Source organism: Enterococcus sp. AAFC-DPL-5146, assembly GCF_058216635.1.
In genome coordinates this window covers 279,160-296,574 of the sequence record NZ_CM177103.1, presented here as the reverse complement: position 1 = coordinate 296,574, position 17,415 = coordinate 279,160, and the positions used below count along the sequence as shown (strand labels likewise).

The 17,415-nt window shown below is 35.5% G+C and carries 12 protein-coding genes; 2 read left to right on the top strand and 10 right to left on the bottom strand.

Going from position 1 to position 17,415, the window contains the following annotated elements; all coding sequences use genetic code 11:
- Nucleotides 1–13 precede the first annotated feature (13 nt).
- The gene (locus AC4BB2_RS01300; protein ID WP_490473670.1) at nt 14–1,303 is read right to left on the bottom strand and encodes a glycoside hydrolase family 125 protein; all 1,290 of its coding nucleotides are present in this window, start codon (nt 1,301–1,303) and stop codon (nt 14–16) included.
- Between the two features lie 160 nt (nt 1,304–1,463).
- Between AC4BB2_RS01300 and AC4BB2_RS01295 the strand changes: the two genes are divergently transcribed.
- Both AC4BB2_RS01295 and AC4BB2_RS01290 read left to right on the top strand, forming a co-directional pair.
- The gene (locus AC4BB2_RS01295) at nt 1,464–2,498 is read left to right on the top strand and encodes a GntR family transcriptional regulator (RefSeq protein WP_490473669.1); all 1,035 of its coding nucleotides are present in this window, start codon (nt 1,464–1,466) and stop codon (nt 2,496–2,498) included.
- A 3-nt stretch (nt 2,499–2,501) separates the two neighbouring features.
- Nucleotides 2,502–4,643, top strand: a complete 2,142-nt coding sequence (locus AC4BB2_RS01290) for a GH92 family glycosyl hydrolase (protein WP_490473668.1) — start codon at nt 2,502–2,504, stop codon at nt 4,641–4,643.
- Nucleotides 4,644–4,711: 68 nt separating this feature from the next.
- Here AC4BB2_RS01290 and AC4BB2_RS01285 read toward each other — a convergent pair whose 3' ends face one another.
- The 9 genes from AC4BB2_RS01285 to AC4BB2_RS01245 form a co-directional block, all read right to left on the bottom strand.
- On the bottom strand, nt 4,712–6,208 hold the full coding sequence (locus AC4BB2_RS01285; protein WP_490473667.1) for a response regulator transcription factor: 1,497 nt from the start codon (nt 6,206–6,208) through the stop codon (nt 4,712–4,714).
- Nucleotides 6,209–6,288: 80 nt separating this feature from the next.
- On the bottom strand, nt 6,289–8,034 hold the full coding sequence (locus AC4BB2_RS01280; protein WP_490473666.1) for a sensor histidine kinase: 1,746 nt from the start codon (nt 8,032–8,034) through the stop codon (nt 6,289–6,291).
- On the bottom strand, nt 8,006–8,620 hold the full coding sequence (locus AC4BB2_RS01275) for a YesL family protein (protein ID WP_490473665.1): 615 nt from the start codon (nt 8,618–8,620) through the stop codon (nt 8,006–8,008). The genes AC4BB2_RS01280 and AC4BB2_RS01275 overlap by 29 nt, the downstream gene beginning before the upstream one ends.
- A 176-nt stretch (nt 8,621–8,796) precedes the next feature.
- The gene (locus AC4BB2_RS01270) at nt 8,797–10,263 is read right to left on the bottom strand and encodes an ABC transporter substrate-binding protein (RefSeq protein WP_490473664.1); all 1,467 of its coding nucleotides are present in this window, start codon (nt 10,261–10,263) and stop codon (nt 8,797–8,799) included.
- A 43-nt stretch (nt 10,264–10,306) separates the two neighbouring features.
- Nucleotides 10,307–11,227: a carbohydrate ABC transporter permease gene (locus tag AC4BB2_RS01265; protein ID WP_490473663.1), complete on the bottom strand. Its 921-nt coding sequence runs from the start codon at nt 11,225–11,227 to the stop codon at nt 10,307–10,309.
- A 15-nt stretch (nt 11,228–11,242) separates the two neighbouring features.
- Nucleotides 11,243–12,190, bottom strand: a complete 948-nt coding sequence (locus tag AC4BB2_RS01260) for an ABC transporter permease (RefSeq protein ID WP_490473662.1) — start codon at nt 12,188–12,190, stop codon at nt 11,243–11,245.
- A 209-nt stretch (nt 12,191–12,399) separates the two neighbouring features.
- Nucleotides 12,400–13,422: a WxLIP family cell surface protein gene (locus AC4BB2_RS01255; RefSeq protein WP_490473661.1), complete on the bottom strand. Its 1,023-nt coding sequence runs from the start codon at nt 13,420–13,422 to the stop codon at nt 12,400–12,402.
- A gap of 111 nt (nt 13,423–13,533) precedes the next feature.
- Complete coding sequence (locus tag AC4BB2_RS01250; protein WP_490473660.1) at nt 13,534–14,163, bottom strand: WxL domain-containing protein; 630 nt, start codon at nt 14,161–14,163, stop codon at nt 13,534–13,536.
- Between the two features lie 99 nt (nt 14,164–14,262).
- Entirely contained in the window at nt 14,263–17,358 is a 3,096-nt protein-coding gene (locus tag AC4BB2_RS01245; RefSeq protein ID WP_490473659.1) for a hypothetical protein, read from the bottom strand.
- Nucleotides 17,359–17,415 lie beyond the last annotated feature (57 nt).

Sequence of the window (17,415 nt, the reverse complement as noted above, 5' to 3'; positions counted from 1 at the left end):
TCCATTTCATCTTTTATTTTTCAACGCGAATATCAAAATAATCCATTACTAACTCACAAAACATCATATTTGCCCAAGAAAACCATTCACGCGTGTAGTTTGAGGGATTATCTACGTCAAACCCTTCATGCATTAAATGTGTGCCGCCATCATTGGCAACTAAAGAATTCAAAATTCGTTCCTTCTCAGTTTTATCATCTGTTGTCATGCCTTCCATCGCAAGGGCAATCGGCCAAATATAATTTTCTGGCGTGTGCGAACTGCCAATTCCTTTAGCGTATTTCCCTTCGTAAAAATAAGGATTTTCTTTACTGAGAATCGTTTTTCGCGTCGCTTGATAGATGGAATGATCGATAGTGGTATAACCTAAATACGGCGCTGAAAGTAAATTAGGGATATTGCTGTCATCCATGATGCTGGCATTTCCTAAACCATCTACTTCATAAGCATAAACAGATTCGCCTTCTTGGTTTTCAGTTTGTCCATATTTTTGGATTCCTAACTCAATTTCTTCCCTCAATTTCGCTGCTTGATTCACTATGTTTGAATCTGGCAGGACTTCGGTAAAAATTTCTTCGATATAGCCTAAGATTACTACCGCAAACATATTTGAAGGGACTAAATAGCCATATCGGCAAGCATCATCACTAGGACGAAATCCAGACCACGTCATACCTGTCGGTTTAACTTGTGTTCCTCTACCATTGTTTGGAAGTGTATCTTCTAAACGAGTGGTGTCCCTCTCGAATGTATAAGGGGAATGTTGATGATCTTGCTCAGTAGTGAATACAGTTAAAATCTTCTTCACGCCTGCAACGAAATTTTCATCAAATTGCGCCTGGCAGCCAGTATTTTTAAATAACAAATACGCCAACTGAACAGGGTAGCACAATGAATCGATTTCATATTTTCTTTCCCAGATCCATGGGTTCATCTTCGTGTGATCCGTTTGATGTCCAGCATCATTAGGTCCTTCATTAAAAGCGTTCGCATAAGGATCAATAGTAATATAGAAAAATTGGCGCTGCACTAATCCGCAAATCATATTCATTAAGTCTTTGTCTTCTTTTGCAATCACCAAATACGGACGAACTTGCGCTGTCGAATCTCTTAGCCACATTGCTGGAATATCCCCTGTAAGTAAAAAGGTTGTACCATCCGCTTGTTTTTTAACCGTTGTAGTTAAGGTATTTGCAAAAGCGGCGTTGAAATTTTCCGCCCAGCCAGCATGTTTTTCTCCACATAACTGAGTAATTTTATCCATAAATCCTTGAACTGAATCTGGTATTTTTTGATAAGTCATAATTACCTCCTGCTAGTTGATATATCATTTCACAACGAAAGTATATGCTAATGAAAGCGTTTTGTCTAGTGTTTATTCTGATATTTTTAAATTGAACTCTTTTTCCATCTATGTTAAACTAACAACAATGATATATCATTTCACATTTAGGAGACCAATCATGTCAAAACCTTTATATAAAAAAATTATTGATGATTTATTGGAAGCTATCGAGACCGGGAAATTGCCAGAGAACGCGCAACTTCCTACAGAAAAAGAACTCTCTCAAAGCTATAATGTCAGTAGAATCACATCAAAACGAGCGCTTACGGAACTGGAAAACCAAGGCTTGATCTACCGAATCCAAGGAAAAGGCAGTTATGTTCAAAAACGTAAACCAAAGAAGAAACGGGTTGCTCGTATTTTATTTTTAATCCCATTTGTTAACGATCTTTCATTAGGAAATTTCAACGAAGGGCTTGCACCCATAACAAGCGAGCACCATTATGAAGTCATCATGTCATCAGCAGAGTTTTTAATTAATAAACAGGCGTCAGATATCATTGACGATTTTGATGGGATGATCTATTACGCTCATAATACAGAAGACTTTCTGGATACTTTATTTGAGTTATCTATCCAACAATTCCCTGTAATCATCTTAGATAAAAAAATTCACGATTTGCCTTACCCCACTGTTCAGTCAGATAACTTTTCTGGTGGTGAAATGGCAACAACTTTCTTAGCCTCACAAGGGCATCAGCGAATTGCTTATATTTTCGGCGAGCCGACATTACCTCAATCAGTTAGGCAAAGATACTTAGGGTATATCCACGGAACCAAAGAACAACATTTGGCCTTCCATACTGCCTTGACAGATAAACAGGCCTTTTTAAACGATAACGTTATTGCCTATCTTCGCGAAAATGCGATTACCGGTGTTGTCTGTGAAAATGACCTAGTTGCTATTTCTTTGATGAATCAAGCAAAACGAGTAAACATTGATATACCCAATCAACTGTCAGTTGTCGGCTTCGATAATATTCAAGCTGCCGCCTTAGTAGATCCAGCACTAACAACTATTGCACAGGATTTTAAAGGAATGGGACAACTTGCTGGAACATTGCTGATTGATTGGATCGAAAATCAAGTGATTCCCACAGACCAACAAGTCCCAGTCAAACAAATCATTCGACACTCAACAAAGGAGAACTAAAGAATGAAGCAAACATTAATCGATACTAGACACGGAACAGATAATCAACATTCTTTTTCAAACGGTAACTGCCTCCCCTATACAGGTGTCCCTTGGGGCATGAATTATTTCGCCCCACAAACAAATGGAGATAATGGTAGTTGGTGGTTTAATCCTCGTGATCGGGTCTTTCAAGGCTTCCGTCTAACGCATCAACCTAGTCCTTGGATGGGAGATTTCAGCTATTTCGTCATGCTGCCTTTTAGTGGACCTCTAAAGGAGAAGACTGTATTTCATGCTCAGTCTTCTTATCGATCAGATGAAAGCGTTTTTAATCCTAGTTATTTAGAAATTACCCAGCAGCGCTATCAATTAACCACTCGCTTGATACCAAGTATGTATGGTGGTGTTTTAACAGCGACATACACACAACCAGCCGCAGGATTATTACTTTCATTCCCTGGAAAGTATCAACTTATAATTGAGGATCCTCATACCGTTTCTGGTTCTATAATAAACTACGCAGGTTGCGAGGATTCTGATTTTTCTTTTTATTTTACCCTTCACTTTCAACAGCCGTTAATTTTTGAAAAATCTGTAGAGATAAAAGGAGAAGATGGCTGTATTACTTTTTATTTCGGAGATATTGAAGAACAAACCCTTCAATTTGGCACCTCATTTATTAGCTTAGAACAAGCAAAATTAAACTTGTCTCGAGAGTCTCATTGGCAGCCTGAAGATTATCTTAAAAATTCTCAGGAACAATGGGCACATTATTTGAATAAAATCGACATTCAGGATAAAAATCAGCAACGTCGTTCAACCTTTTATCATAATCTTTACCGCACATTTTTGTTTCCACAAACCTTTTATGAAAAAGATTCAAAGGATCAAATTATTCATTATGACACGTTAGCCAAAGAGGTAAAACCAGGTTTTCTTTATACAAATAATGGTTTCTGGGACACTTATAAAACTGTTTATCCTTTATATTCATTAATTGCTCAGGAAAAATATGCAGAAATGCTTGAAGGTTTTTTAAACAGCTATCGAGAAAGCGGCTATTTACCTAAGTGGTTATCGCCAGACGAGCGAGGCTTGATGCCTGGAACCTTGATTGATGCCGTGATCGCTGATGCTGCAGTGAAAAATATCCGTGCTGATTTAATGCCTGAGTTTTTGACAGCTATGATTACAGGCGCAACTGTTCAAAGCGAAAACCCTAATTACGGTCGTCAAGGAACGAAGGATTATTTGACTTATGGCTATGTTCCTGCGGATTATCACGAGTCAGTCAATCACACGTTAGATTATTGTTATAGTGACTTTTGCATTAGCCAAGTGGCCTCTCTTTTGAACGATAATGAAACAGCGGAACAGTATAAAAAACGAGTAAAAAATTACTTGGCTATTTTTGATCCTGAAACAGGTTTTATGCGAGCAAAACAAACAGATGGAACATTCACAGAACCTTTTAACAGTCATCGCTGGGGGGGAGATTATGCAGAAGGCAGTGCGTGGCAAAGTAGTTTTGCTGTATATCATGACTTTAAGGGGTTGATTACAGCTTTTGGCGGGAATGAAAAATTCCAAGAAAAATTAATCAAACTATGTAACCAATCACCTACATTCGATGTTGATGGATATGGCTTTGAGATTCACGAAATGAGTGAAATGGCTGCTGCTGATTTTGGTCAATTAGCGATTTCTAACCAACCTAGTTTTCATTTTCCTTATTTATTTAGCTATCTCGGAAAACCAGAGTTTGCTCAACCTTTATTAAAACAACTAATGATCCAAGAATTTAACGATAGTCCTACTGGTTATCCTGGAGATGAGGACAATGGCAGCATGGCTGGGTGGTACATTTTCAGTGCACTTGGTTTTTATCCCGTCTGTCCTGGATCAAGCGAATACGTGATTGGAATGCCTTTATTTGATAAAGCTATCATCCATTTATCGAATGGTAAAACGTTAACAGTCACTACCAGTCCAAATAACGAGCAGCAGCAGTTTGTAGATCACATTTGTTCTAATGGACAGATTCATGAGGATCTATTCTTTACTCATGAAAAACTGATGAATGGTGGAAGCATCGACTTTACGCTTGGGGTTGTCCCCAAACCAAGAACACTGTCACAAACCCAACTTCCATTTAGTATTTAGTCAAAAAAGAACTGAATGAAAGGCTCCTACATTCGAGCTTTCCATTCAGTTCTTTCTATTCCTATCGACTATTCTTCCACAACAGAATGATAACGATGTTTATACTTTTCCCGAAATTCTTTAGGCGTTAAATCATTCATTTTTTTAAACATTTGAGAGAAGTACGTACTGTTGTTAAAGCCAATTTTATCAGCAATCTCGCTTACATTATCATCTGAATACAACAGTAAATTTTGTGCTTTTTTCATACGATATTGATTTAGGTACTGAGAAAAACTTTTTTTCGTTTCCTTCTTAAATAACTGACCCAGATACATCACATTTAAATGCAACGATTGAGCCACACATTTTAGCGTTAGTTCGTTGTTGTATTCAGAACGGATTTTATCAATTACGTTTTGGACATTTTCTGAATAATCACAAGCTAATTTTTCCTGCGTGATTTGTTTAACCGTAATAGCTAAAATTTCCCGCAGTTTATCCACATTGGATGAATGGTTGATATCATCTAACACTTGCTGATACTCGCCTTCGTCTAAATGATTAAACCGACGATAAATATCCATAAAAAGCATAAATGTTATATGACGGACATCTTCTGGACGAGCACCGATTTTTTGTGTTTTAACAAAAATATCAGTAATCGTTGTTTCAATCGTCGTAAAATCTCCCACCATCAAAGTTTTATTAAAATTAATAATATCAGCGGAAAGATCAAAATCATCTGAAAAAACCGAATACAACAAATTGCTGCCGCTTGCTTCATAAAACTTATACCGTTGTAAGGTTTGACTTGCTTTTTCAAAGCTATCTGGAACATCCTCCCAATCGTTAACAGTCTCGCCTACACTAATCAACCAACTGCCATCTTCATCCGATTGTAGCGGATTGACTGCAAGTAATTGGTTTAGCTGATATTTTCCACCTTTAAAAATATGTACAAGCAAACTTTTATCGCCTAAATTCCTCGAAAAAAATAATGACTGCTGTTGTTCTTCTAACCATTTAACAACTTTAGCCTTTTTCTCACGAGCTACTTCTATCAACAAGACTGTCCATTCCGCTTTCTCTGAGGTGTTGACCAATTGATCCAACTCTTGATAATTATCCGTGTCAATCTCGCCATTAACCCATTGAGATAACAAAATTTCACTGTATAAACCAGCCTTCGTCTCCTGCTGATTACGACTATCTAAACGTTTTTTTGCCTTTTTCACACTCTTTAGAAGCTCCAACTTATCTACTGGTTTCATCAAATAGTTAATGGCACCTAGCTGAAGACCACCTTTTAAGAAATCAAATTCTTGATAACCAGATAGAATCATAAATTCAAATTGCCGCGCTTCTTTTTGAGCAGCTTCAATAAACTCTAATCCTGTCATTTCAGGCATGGTAATATCTGTGATTACTAAATCAATAGCTTGTGTCTCCATCATTAATAAAGCTTCCATGGCATTTCTCGCCGTTCCTTGAATCGAAAATCCTTCCGCTTCCCAAGAGATAATTTTCTTCAAACCATTAACAATCATATACTCATCATCGACTAACAAAACATTATATGTCATGGTCTCACTCCTTTTCTTTGAAAAATAGTGTGTTTATTGAGCCTTGATTTTTACTCTTATTCTCACGTCAGATTTAATTTTTAAGAAATAAAATCACTGAATGACAGTAGAATAGTAATTCCTTTTGTCTCATTTTGTGTGATTGTCATCAAAAATGTCGGACCAAAATAAGCTCTAAGACGTTCGTTGACATTTTGCAATCCAATTGAGTCATGTAATTCAATTTGTTGGCTCTCTAATTTTCTTCGGATCAACGTCAACTTTTGTTCTGAGATTCCTTTCCCATTATCACGAATCAAAATTTTCACTTGACCATCAACCAACTGAGCTTTCACACTGATGGCATTGTCGTTTCTTGAAAAATCGATACCGTGGACAAAATAATTTTCAATTAAAGGCTGAATTGAGAATTTCGGTAAAACAAGCTCTTTTAGCCCTTCATCAATCTCAAAATGATAGGCTACTTGATCTGGATATCTCATCTGATACAAATAAACATACTTTTCACAGAAACTTAATTCTTTTTCTAACGTCGTTGTTTTAGCCTGATCGGTATTATTTCTTAATAATGTTGAAAATGCATAAACAACGTCAGCAAGTTCTTCGCTGCCTTCACTTAATGCATACATTCGAATATATTCCAATGTATTATATAAAAAATGTGGGCTGATTTGAGACTGTAACGCTCGCATATGGGCGTCTTGCTGCTTGATCTCTAACTTATAAATATCAGCTATATATTGCTCAATATTATCCAGCATCGTATTGATACCGTTAGAAAGCTCTCTTAATTCAAATTGAGTCGCCTCTTCATTGATTCGTGTATTCAGCTCCCCTTTAGTAACCAATGCCATCGATCCCATAATGATATCAACCTGTTGTGAATACTTTGTAAATGTTCGATACAATAAATACAACAGTAATAAAATTAAAACTAAGCCACCTAGCATTAAAATACGCAAGTCAAAAAAAACATGTTCAAGAATCTTTTGCTTAGATACCGTAACCAAGATGTCAAAACCACTGGTTGTTTTCAAATGCTCCAACAAATTTTTATCGCTCAATAGTTGGATTGGCAACATGGATGTTTCTTTCATTTCCTGTTGAATCAACTGCTGGTCTAATTTGTCATTTATTTCCGTATACGTTAATAATTGATACCTTGTATTTGAAAATACATACGCTGACAACCCATCAAAAGTAGTCAAATGAGTCAAACTGTCAATAATGTCTTTTTGAGAAAATTCAACATAAAAACTTCCCAAAACTTCTAAAGTTACTGGATTAGTGATTGGATACGCTAAATAAAATTTATTGTTTAGACGAGGCGTACCATTATTTTTTTCTCCACCTTTATTTTTAGCGGTAGAAAGATAATAGCCCTCATAATTATTCAATACTATAATAACCGATTCAATATTGTCGTACATCGTATAAAAATTTTTCACCTGACTAGGTAGAAATAAATAATTGCCTGTTTCTAATTGCTGGTCATAGGAATAGTTCAAATAATCCGAAATCGAAGAATCCATATAACGATTTAAGTTTTTGATCTTATCTTGATTATCCGCTAAACCATTCAGCATCGTTTTACCTTGTAAATTTTTATCATTGATGGATCGGCCAATCCCATCGACTGCTTCTTGTGCGGTCATTTCCCCTCTTCCCATCGATTGCCAATAAGTATTCATACCAATACTGAACATGCCAATCAAAATCAAAGAAACCAGAATCACAGCATAATTTTTCAGTAGTCGGTTCAACAATGTTTTTTTGTTAAAAGAAGAAGGGGACTTGCTACCCATGAAACCCCAATCTTTGGTCAATAGTTTGTCGCCAAGACTTGGTTGCAGTAAAACTCCAAATTTGCATCATGGAAAATGTACCAAATAAAATTAACCCTTTGAATTTCCAAGTGAAAAACAAGATTACGCTGATTCCAATAGCAATCTTCAATAAATTCATAAAATTAGATAACGTCGAAATAAACGCCAGTTTCAGTAAATTTTTTAAACCGATTTCATAATAGCTATCTAACAATAACGCATATTGAAACGTAACAAGTCCATAAATCATAGCAAAAACTAAAAGAAAATCAATCGCTAAAAACAGCAGTCCTTGTATTTGAACAGATAAAAATAAATTATATGCTAAAACCGCTAACAATAATCCTGTACCAAAAAAGAGTAGATTCCCTCTAACAAAATTTTGTTTAAAACAGCGCCAGCCTTCCTTTAACGTGATATCTTTATAATTAAATTCATGACTGATAAATAAATCATTGACTGTTTTCAATGCAGGACCAACCCCTACCACAATCAATCCACAACAACTCAACAACCAAAAGAATAAATTCAATTTCACAATGACCCAAATCTTGATGAATAACGTTTCCAGCGCTTTTCCAACCATCTAACTCTTCCTTTCTACTACTACATTAATATAATAAATAACTATGGCTCATATTCCAAATATAAAACTCACCACTAAAGATATTATACGCAATTAATGATGGTTATTTTTTTATAAAAGAACCAAGCAAAAACGATGAATCATCGAATCACTTGGTTCTGGTTATTATTTATGTTTTATTTTTTCAAAAAGTCATCGTATTGTTTTTGCATTTCTGTCAAGACTTTTTCGTAACCAGCGTTATCAAGCGCTTCTTTCAACTTAGGAACGGTCACTTCCGGATCAACTGTTCCTGTATTTAAGCCATCCAGATATTGACTCATAACATTTGCGATATTACTTAATTCTGTTTTCACATTTGATGTCACAAAATTAAAACCTAAAATCGGTGATGTTTCTGCTTTAGCGATTGATTCATCACGTTCTTTAATCATATCATCAGTGATACTATCTTGTGTGTATAAAATTTTATTGTTTCCAGTATTCCAAGCAGGTAGATGCATGTTTGGTTTGTACCCGTCTAACAGTTTGATCTTATCTTTTTTATCAGGAATTTTTTCCCAAGCTTCGCCTTCGATTCCCCAAACTAAACCATTCAGCAGTTCTGGATCACTATTGATTTGCCCTAGAACTTCTACTGCTTTTTCTTTATTTTTAGACGTATTTGAAACAACAAAGTTTGCCATTTGTGCTTGCGCTGTTGATTTCAATGGTGTTGTAAATGCTTTAGATACTAATGTTTGACCTGCTGCATTACTTAAAATTGTATCACCGTAATCGTAAGGACCTTGTGTTTCTTGACGAATGAACCAAGTGTTTCCTTCTAAAGGAAATTCAGTATTACTCGTCGCAGCATCTGACGGGATGTAGCCTGATTTATACCATTTATGCATTGTTTTTAAAACATCCATGAAATCTTTGTTTTCATATTGATTAACGATTTTTTTCGAGTCGCCATTTAAATCGATAGCAAACGGATAATTATTGCCAATCGGAAAATCAAAATTCCCTTGTGCTTTAAATCCTTGTCCAATCGCAAAAGCTGCTATATTCGGTTCTTTTTCGTGGAAAGTTTTAAGCACACTTTCTGCATCTTTGTAAGATTTGATATCATCGATTGATAAATTATACTTGTCTAAATATTGCTTATTAAAGGTTAATACTTGTTGAGAATACACATTGCCGTTAACTGGAAATGCATATAATTTACCGTCAACTAAGTTTCCTTTGATATAGGCTTCATCCAACTGGTCGTATGCATCTTTCGCAAACTTAGGTGCTAATTCTGTTAAATCAGCAAATGCTCCTTTTTGTGCATTCGGCACATAGTTATCAGCAAATGCAATGTCATAGTTTTCACCAGAGGATACGATTACACTCATTTTTTTCTCGTAATCTCCCCAACCGATGTATTGGATATTTAATTTAACGCCTGTTTTTTCTTCGATTCTCTTATTAGCCACTTCCATCAAGGCATCATAATTGTCAGGTTTATCGCCAATTTGATACATCAACAACGTGTTTTCATTCGCTTTTTTACTACTACCATCCGTCTTTTCGTTACTTCCCCCACCACATGCTGTTAAAACACCTAAAAGAACTACTGCTGTACTTAAACCGATTATTTTTTTCCAGGTCTTCATTTTTGTTCCTCCCTAATTTTAAAAGCTTTATGAGTTCGTTATTTTACTCCTTAACTCCGCCAATCGTTAATCCTTTGACAAAATACTTTTGGAAAAATGGATAACTGATCGCAATCGGCAAAGTAGAGATAACTACAATCGCCATACGAGCTGATTCACCAGGTATCGCCGCCATACCACCTGATAGCTGACTACTGGCTCCCGCATTTTGTGTTAGATATTGAATATTATTTTGAATCTTCATCAACAAATACTGCAGTGGCACCAAACTATCTTTTTGAATATAAAGCAATGCATTAAACCAGTCATTCCAATAACCTAAAGCTGCAAACAAGCTAATCGTTGCAATTCCAGGCACTGCTAACGGCAACACAATTTGAATAAATATTCTCATTTCAGAAGCACCATCGATCCTAGCCGACTCGATAATTGAATCAGATACTGAACGTTTGAAAAATGTCCGCATCACAATAATATTAAATGGACTGACCGCCATTGGCAAAATCAACGCCCAAATCGTATCTTTTAACTGAAGTAAATTCGTCATTACTAAATAATTTGCCACCATCCCTGGTGAAAATAACATAGTAATCAGACAAAATACAGTAAAAAAACGTCGGAAGGGAAAATTGGATCTAGAAATCACATAAGCATATAATGACGTTGCCGTGCTATTGATCAAGGTTCCCATTACTGTAACTAAGACAGTCACAAACAAAGCTTGAAAGATTTTTTCATGCATCTGATCGAACAAATAGGTGTATCCAAAAAAACTAAATTCTTTCGGCCAAAAACTATACCCGTGTGCGGCTAAAGCTGTTTCATTAGTAACTGAAATCGCCACAACAAATATGAATGGCAAAATACAGGATAGTGCAAAAACAGCGATCAACAGGTTAAAAAATAAATTGACTGGTCGATTAAACGAGCGAATTTCTACTTTTGAAACAGACTTTTTCCTCAATGTTTTCACTCCTCCTTAGAATAATGCCGATTCATTGTCAAATCGACGAACGATTCCATTGGTAATCATCAACAAAGTAAAACCAACTGTTGATTGATACAAACCAGCTGCTGCAGTCATTCCGATATCCCCAGTAGCAGTCAACCCATTAAAGATATACGTATCTAAAACTGAGGTAACTTGATATAAGGAACCTGAATTTCTAGGCACATTAAAAAATAACCCAAAATCCGCTCTAAAAATATTCCCCACAGCTAAAATCGTCAGAATCGTCATCAAAGGTAATAATTGAGGAATCGTCACATTTTTGATTTGCTGCCATTTACTAGCACCATCCACCATTGCTGCCTCGTAATAAGTAGGATCAATTCCCATAACAGAAGCAAAATAAATAATACTATTATAGCCAATTCCTTTCCATGTACCGATAAAGACCAAGATAAACGGCCAAAATTTCGGTTCACTGTACCAATTGATTGGTGTTCCCCCATGACTGGTAATCCACTGATTGAAAATCCCTTTATCAGGACTTAAAAAAGCATAAACGAAATACCCAATGATTACCCAAGATAAAAAATACGGCAAAAGAGACATCGTTTGATACACTTTTACCAAACGTTTATTCCTCAGCTCACTCATTACGATTGCAAAAAATACAGAAATAATCAAATTCAAAATAATAAACGTCACATTGTATAGCACTGTATTTTTAGTAATCAAAAACGCATCATTAGAAGAAAATAAAAACTTGAAATTCTCTAATCCAACCCAAGGACTTGCCTTTAAACTAGCGATAAATCCATCAGGGGAAATATGAAAATCTTTAAACGCTACAACGTTGGTCAATACTGGAATATAAAAGAAAAAAATCATCCAAACCATAGCTGGAATCGCCATTAAAATCAATGCCTTGTATCGCCAAACATTGGAAAGAAAAACCGAGCCTTTTGACTTTCTTTTCATTTACTCAACTCCTTTCATCAACTTCTCTACACTAGAATTGTAGCGCTTACAATCAGAAATAAAAATAAACAAAATATAGATATTGTTATAAAAAATATAGATGTTCATAAAAACAAACTAAAGATCTACTATATTCATACATTGCAACTAAAAAAGATCAGCCATAAATATCTACGATATTTATACCTGATCCTTTTTAGTTTCTAAATTTAGTTACGTTTCTTTTGGTAAACAATGTATCCTAGTAATCCAACTAGAACAATTCCCATTCCACCAACAACCCAAGGCCAATAATTGGTTGGCTTCTTGACAACCTCTACCGCTTCTTCATTAAATTTGTCAGCTTCTTTTTTATCTACTTTAAATTCTTTTGTAAAATCCCACTTATCTTCACCGCTAGTAACATTTATCTTTAATGTATAATCCCCAGCAAGCAACTCTTCGTTCTCTGCTGAAACATTAAAATCAAAGACTGAGTAAGGAGCCATCGCTAGTTTTTCTTTCTTTGTCGTATAAAGTAACTCATCTTTTTTGTATATCTTACCTTCGACTGTTGCTTTTTTCAATGTTGTCCCTTTGACGTTTCTAAGTGTTGCTAAGAAAGCCGTTCTACCATTCACAAGTCCAGCAGTCACATCACCAAGTTTAATTTCTGGTTTGACAACTTGATCTGTTTCAGTGAGTTTCACACCGATCGTATAGGAAAAACGATTCTCTAATTGTACGCCAGTTGCGCTTTCCTGAGTTTGTTGGCTATCCTTTTCAGACGTTGAAGAGCCCTTGCCGTTAAACTCATGAACAAAGAACCCACCTAAAATTTCTCCATCAAAAACCTTTGCCGGCATCTTCAATTGAAAACTAATTTCTTTTTCTTCTTTTGGTTCCAACGTCACAACTTGTTTTTCCGAAACTAACTCAGTGAAAGAGTGAGGCATTGTTTGATCCAAAGTTGGGTTATCTACACTATAATCTATCATTCCATTATCATTGGTAAAAGCATCTCGAGGAATGACTTCAATTTCTAAAGGCTTATCCGAATAACTGATAAGTTTTAATTTTAACTCTTGTTCTTGAGAAGGCTTCATTGTTAAATGAAAATAACTAACATCAGTCTTTTGGTTGTCTGGCAGTACAGCTTGAACAGAATAAGCCATCTCTTCTGCATTTACCTCAGTAGTATTAATAAAACCAAGCATAAAAATAAGACCCAATACCATAATTAATTTTTTCATTTCAATAATTCCCTTCTACTCTTAAAATAATTTCTTATGTACAAATGGATTTGGAACAATAGCATTCACTGTCCCAAATCCATTTTCTTACTCTATATTACAAGCTAGTTATTACTCTTGTCCAGTTTCAGCATCAACTAAGTTCCAGTTAAGTTCGCCAGCGTAATCTCCAGCAACCATTTTTTTGTTTTTAGTGTATCCGAATGTCATCATCGCATTAGAAAGTCCGATTGTATTCACACCTAATCCAGACGTTTCACTATCAGAAACAATATTCACACCTACTTGATCGATAATGATTAAGTCCCCTGCTTTTGTCGTTGGTACTTCTTGACCTAAAATTTTTGATCCTTCAATTAATGGATTTGCAAGTTTTTGTTCTTTATTTTCTGCATTAACAAACTCTGATAATTTTACATTTACTGTCCATTTTTCGTTAGAACCCAATAAATCGACAACTTGACCTTGGATGATTCCTGATTCATTTTCCATCGGTTTAGATTTGATAATTGAATTGATTGTTGTATTTCCATTTTCGTCAGTTGTTACTGCATCATTCAAGTCAAAATTAAAATTCACGTTATTTGTAAATCCTGTTAAATAAAGATCTCCACCTTTAACTGATGCTTCTGCTTTTGTTGTTGCTTCTTTAGCTGGTACTTCTGCTGCATTTGCTGTTACTGCAAACATGCTTCCTGTTGCTAATAAAATCATTCCTACTGTTAACTTGCTTGTTTTCATAATAAAATTCCTCCTAATTTTGTTTAACGAATTGATTATTTTAACGATAGACACTGTCAGTTCTATCTATTTAACACGACTATAGTGAATGTTTGCTTTTTATGGCACATCCATCAAATTCCAAGAAATTGTTCCTTGGTAATGCCCTTTGTTCATTGTTGGAGAAAGTTCAGCGTAAATTTTTTGCTCACTTTTTTCTCCAAAAGTTAATTCTTTCATCCCTTTATGGCTAATGATGATACCATCTTCAAGGGATTGTTTTTGTTTTCCATCGTCAAAGAATAATGGCAATAAATCGCCAGAATCATTTTTGATTTCACCAGAAACCTGCAGTGACCATTCATTACTGCCCACACGTGTATCTTGGATCTTTATGCTTAAATCTTCTGCGTATTTCTTTTGTACTTCTCTTTTTAATGTCCATTCTCCAAAGTTCAGCTCACCACTTACATCGGCTATCGTTAACATTTCTTTTGGTTGGATCTTAGGCATCTTGATTTCTTTTACCACTTCAATGTCTTCTTCTGTTTTGTCAGTACCTAAAGCCGATGTTTGAACAACGATTGGTTCTTTTAATTTGGAAGAATCTTTTGCTGCTTTGGCTTTTACTCGAATACGGTATTCTTCTTGAGGTAGAATATCTTTTTTAAAGCGGGCCGTTGCTATTCTATGATAATTTTTCTGTATCTGTTGTCCATCATCTTCAGATATAATCGCACATTCGACTTGACTATCTGGTAATGGCTGATTGTTTTTATCAAGAACCTGAATTTCTGTAAGTTCTAAGCCTTCTTCTTCTGGGAATATATACTGCGCTTGTTTCCAAGCGCCAGAATCAGTTTCTTTGGCTAACGCCGAGTTACCAATCTTACCTTCAAAAATTAGTTCATCTTCTTCTTTGATTTCTTGATTTAACAATTGACCATCTATATATACTTTGGGGAAGTTTGTGACGGTTCCTTCATTTGCTAAACTAATTTCACTTTTTACTAAAGGCTTATTGTAACTATCTTTTTCATAGAAACTGGCTTTATTCATGATAGTTGCTAGCTTCACACCTAAGCTTTCGTCTTTAACGATTGCATCAAAGCTAAAAGTAATCACTTCATTCAAAGCCATGGCACCATCATAGGTGATTGTCTGATTTTTGATTTGAACATTTGGGTTAGGGTCTCGCTTATTTGCGATATGAATTGATTTTTCATCTAGTGTTAAATACTTCGAAAATTCATTTTCCCATCGGAAATAAATATTTTTCCCTCTATTTTCTAAATAGATCTCATAGTGCAGCCGATCTCCAGGATGTACTTTAGATAATAAACCATTGGTATTAGTGACAGTCGAATCAAAAACATATTTTGTATCTTTTGAAACGATGCGGAATGTACGAGTGATTTTTTCTGATAAGTTTCCATCACTATCTTGAGCCATGAAAGTCAACGTATGTTTCCCTGCTTTATAGCTAGATAAATCAATGTTATCAATCGACCATTCCTGTTTCTCACCTTTATTGGTATTTGCAATCTCTTTAATTTTTGTATACTCATTATCATCAATTGCATATAACAGATTAATCGTGTTCGTTCTGTCAGACTGGACTGTACCGGTGATTTTTTCTAGGTTTTTCCCTTCAAGCAAGCTTGCAGGAATATCTGACTGCAACTTGATTTCCGGTTTACTTATTTCATCTAAATGAATCGTATAAGACATTTTTCTTGTTTCTTGTAGTTTGACTTTTTGTTTGTTCCACATCATAGAAACGGCTGCATCGGAATAATGCTCAACAATTTCACCTGGCTGACCGTTATTCTCTTCCAGCCCGTGAACTTCACCACCAATAATTGAGTGGCTTTTGAAAAAGTCACCTGGTTCTGCATAGCGATACCACCAATGGATACCGATACTTAAATCTAAAAATGTTGCTTTAGCAGATCCCCATTTATCAGGATTCGTTCCACTGGTATTCTCATCTGCTACTTTAAACTGGACATTATATGGATCATTTCCAATGGAAAGTCCACGACCATTTCCAATGTAGGCAACGTCAGCACTGTCTCTGTTATTCAGCTTAGTATCGACAATTTCGGAAAAGCCGACGTTCATCGGTTGTGGATCACCTATTAATGGTTTATCCACACGTTTAATCTCAATTTGCTTTTGAATATCTCCAGTTTTTTCATTAAAAATTAGGGTCACACGTACGACAACTTTATAGGAATAAACTAGATTGTGATCCAGAGTGAATTCTCCATATCCTCTGATTTGATTCCCCTTGACTGCTACAGTATTTAATGCAACATTTTCAATAGGTGTATAATCCCCTGCTTTTTCAAATGAATAAAAACGAATCCCTCTACTATTGGATGAGTTACTTCCATTTCGATAATCAACACGTTGGCCATTCTCGCCTGTTAAGAAAATATTCGTAAGAAATAGGTCTTCTTCTTTAGCAAAGCCGTAAGAAACTTGGCTTCCTGATGGTAATGATTCTGATAAAATCGTTTGTTTATCCAGCTGCATTTTCCAACCAGCTTCTCGATCGGCAATAATTTCTTTCATCAGATCACCGGATCTTGCTTCTTTACTTTCTTTTCTTTCAGACGTTGGTGTTGTACTTTCTTTTGTTTTACTGGTTTCAACTTCACTACTGATTTGTGTTTCTGTCGTCAAGCTTGTTTCGGTTTCTGTCTGAGCTGTTTGTTCATCAGTTGTTTCAGTTTCTGAAGTTCCTTGACTTGTGTCTTGTGTTTCAGTATCTTGTGAACTTGTCTCGGTCGTTTCAGTAAAACTTTCGTCTAATTGCAATTGATAGGTGAACGTTTGATTATTTTGCTCAACGACAACTTCTTGCTCTTTTACCTGATTTACATCAAAATATAATTGAAAAGGTTCTGTTCCTTGATAGACAAATGAAATCGTCTGTTTCTCTTCATTACTTTGTAACTGTTGAATCGTTTGTTTATTTTCTAAGGTCAGAACATCAATTGGTGTTTGGGACTTGATTGTTATCTCTTGCCCCGAAACAACTTGTGGGACAGTAACAACGGCTTGGTCATTTTCATTTTTATGTATTTTCAAATAGGTAGTCTGTTCATTTAATGTTTCTGCGAATACGATCATTGTACTTTGACATAAGGGACTGACAACTAAAAAAAGCACGAGCATCCATAAATTGAATCGTTTAATAACTCTCACTTAATCACCTCTTGTTTTTGTCAAAATGTTTCTGTATACAAAATATAAAAGAATTCA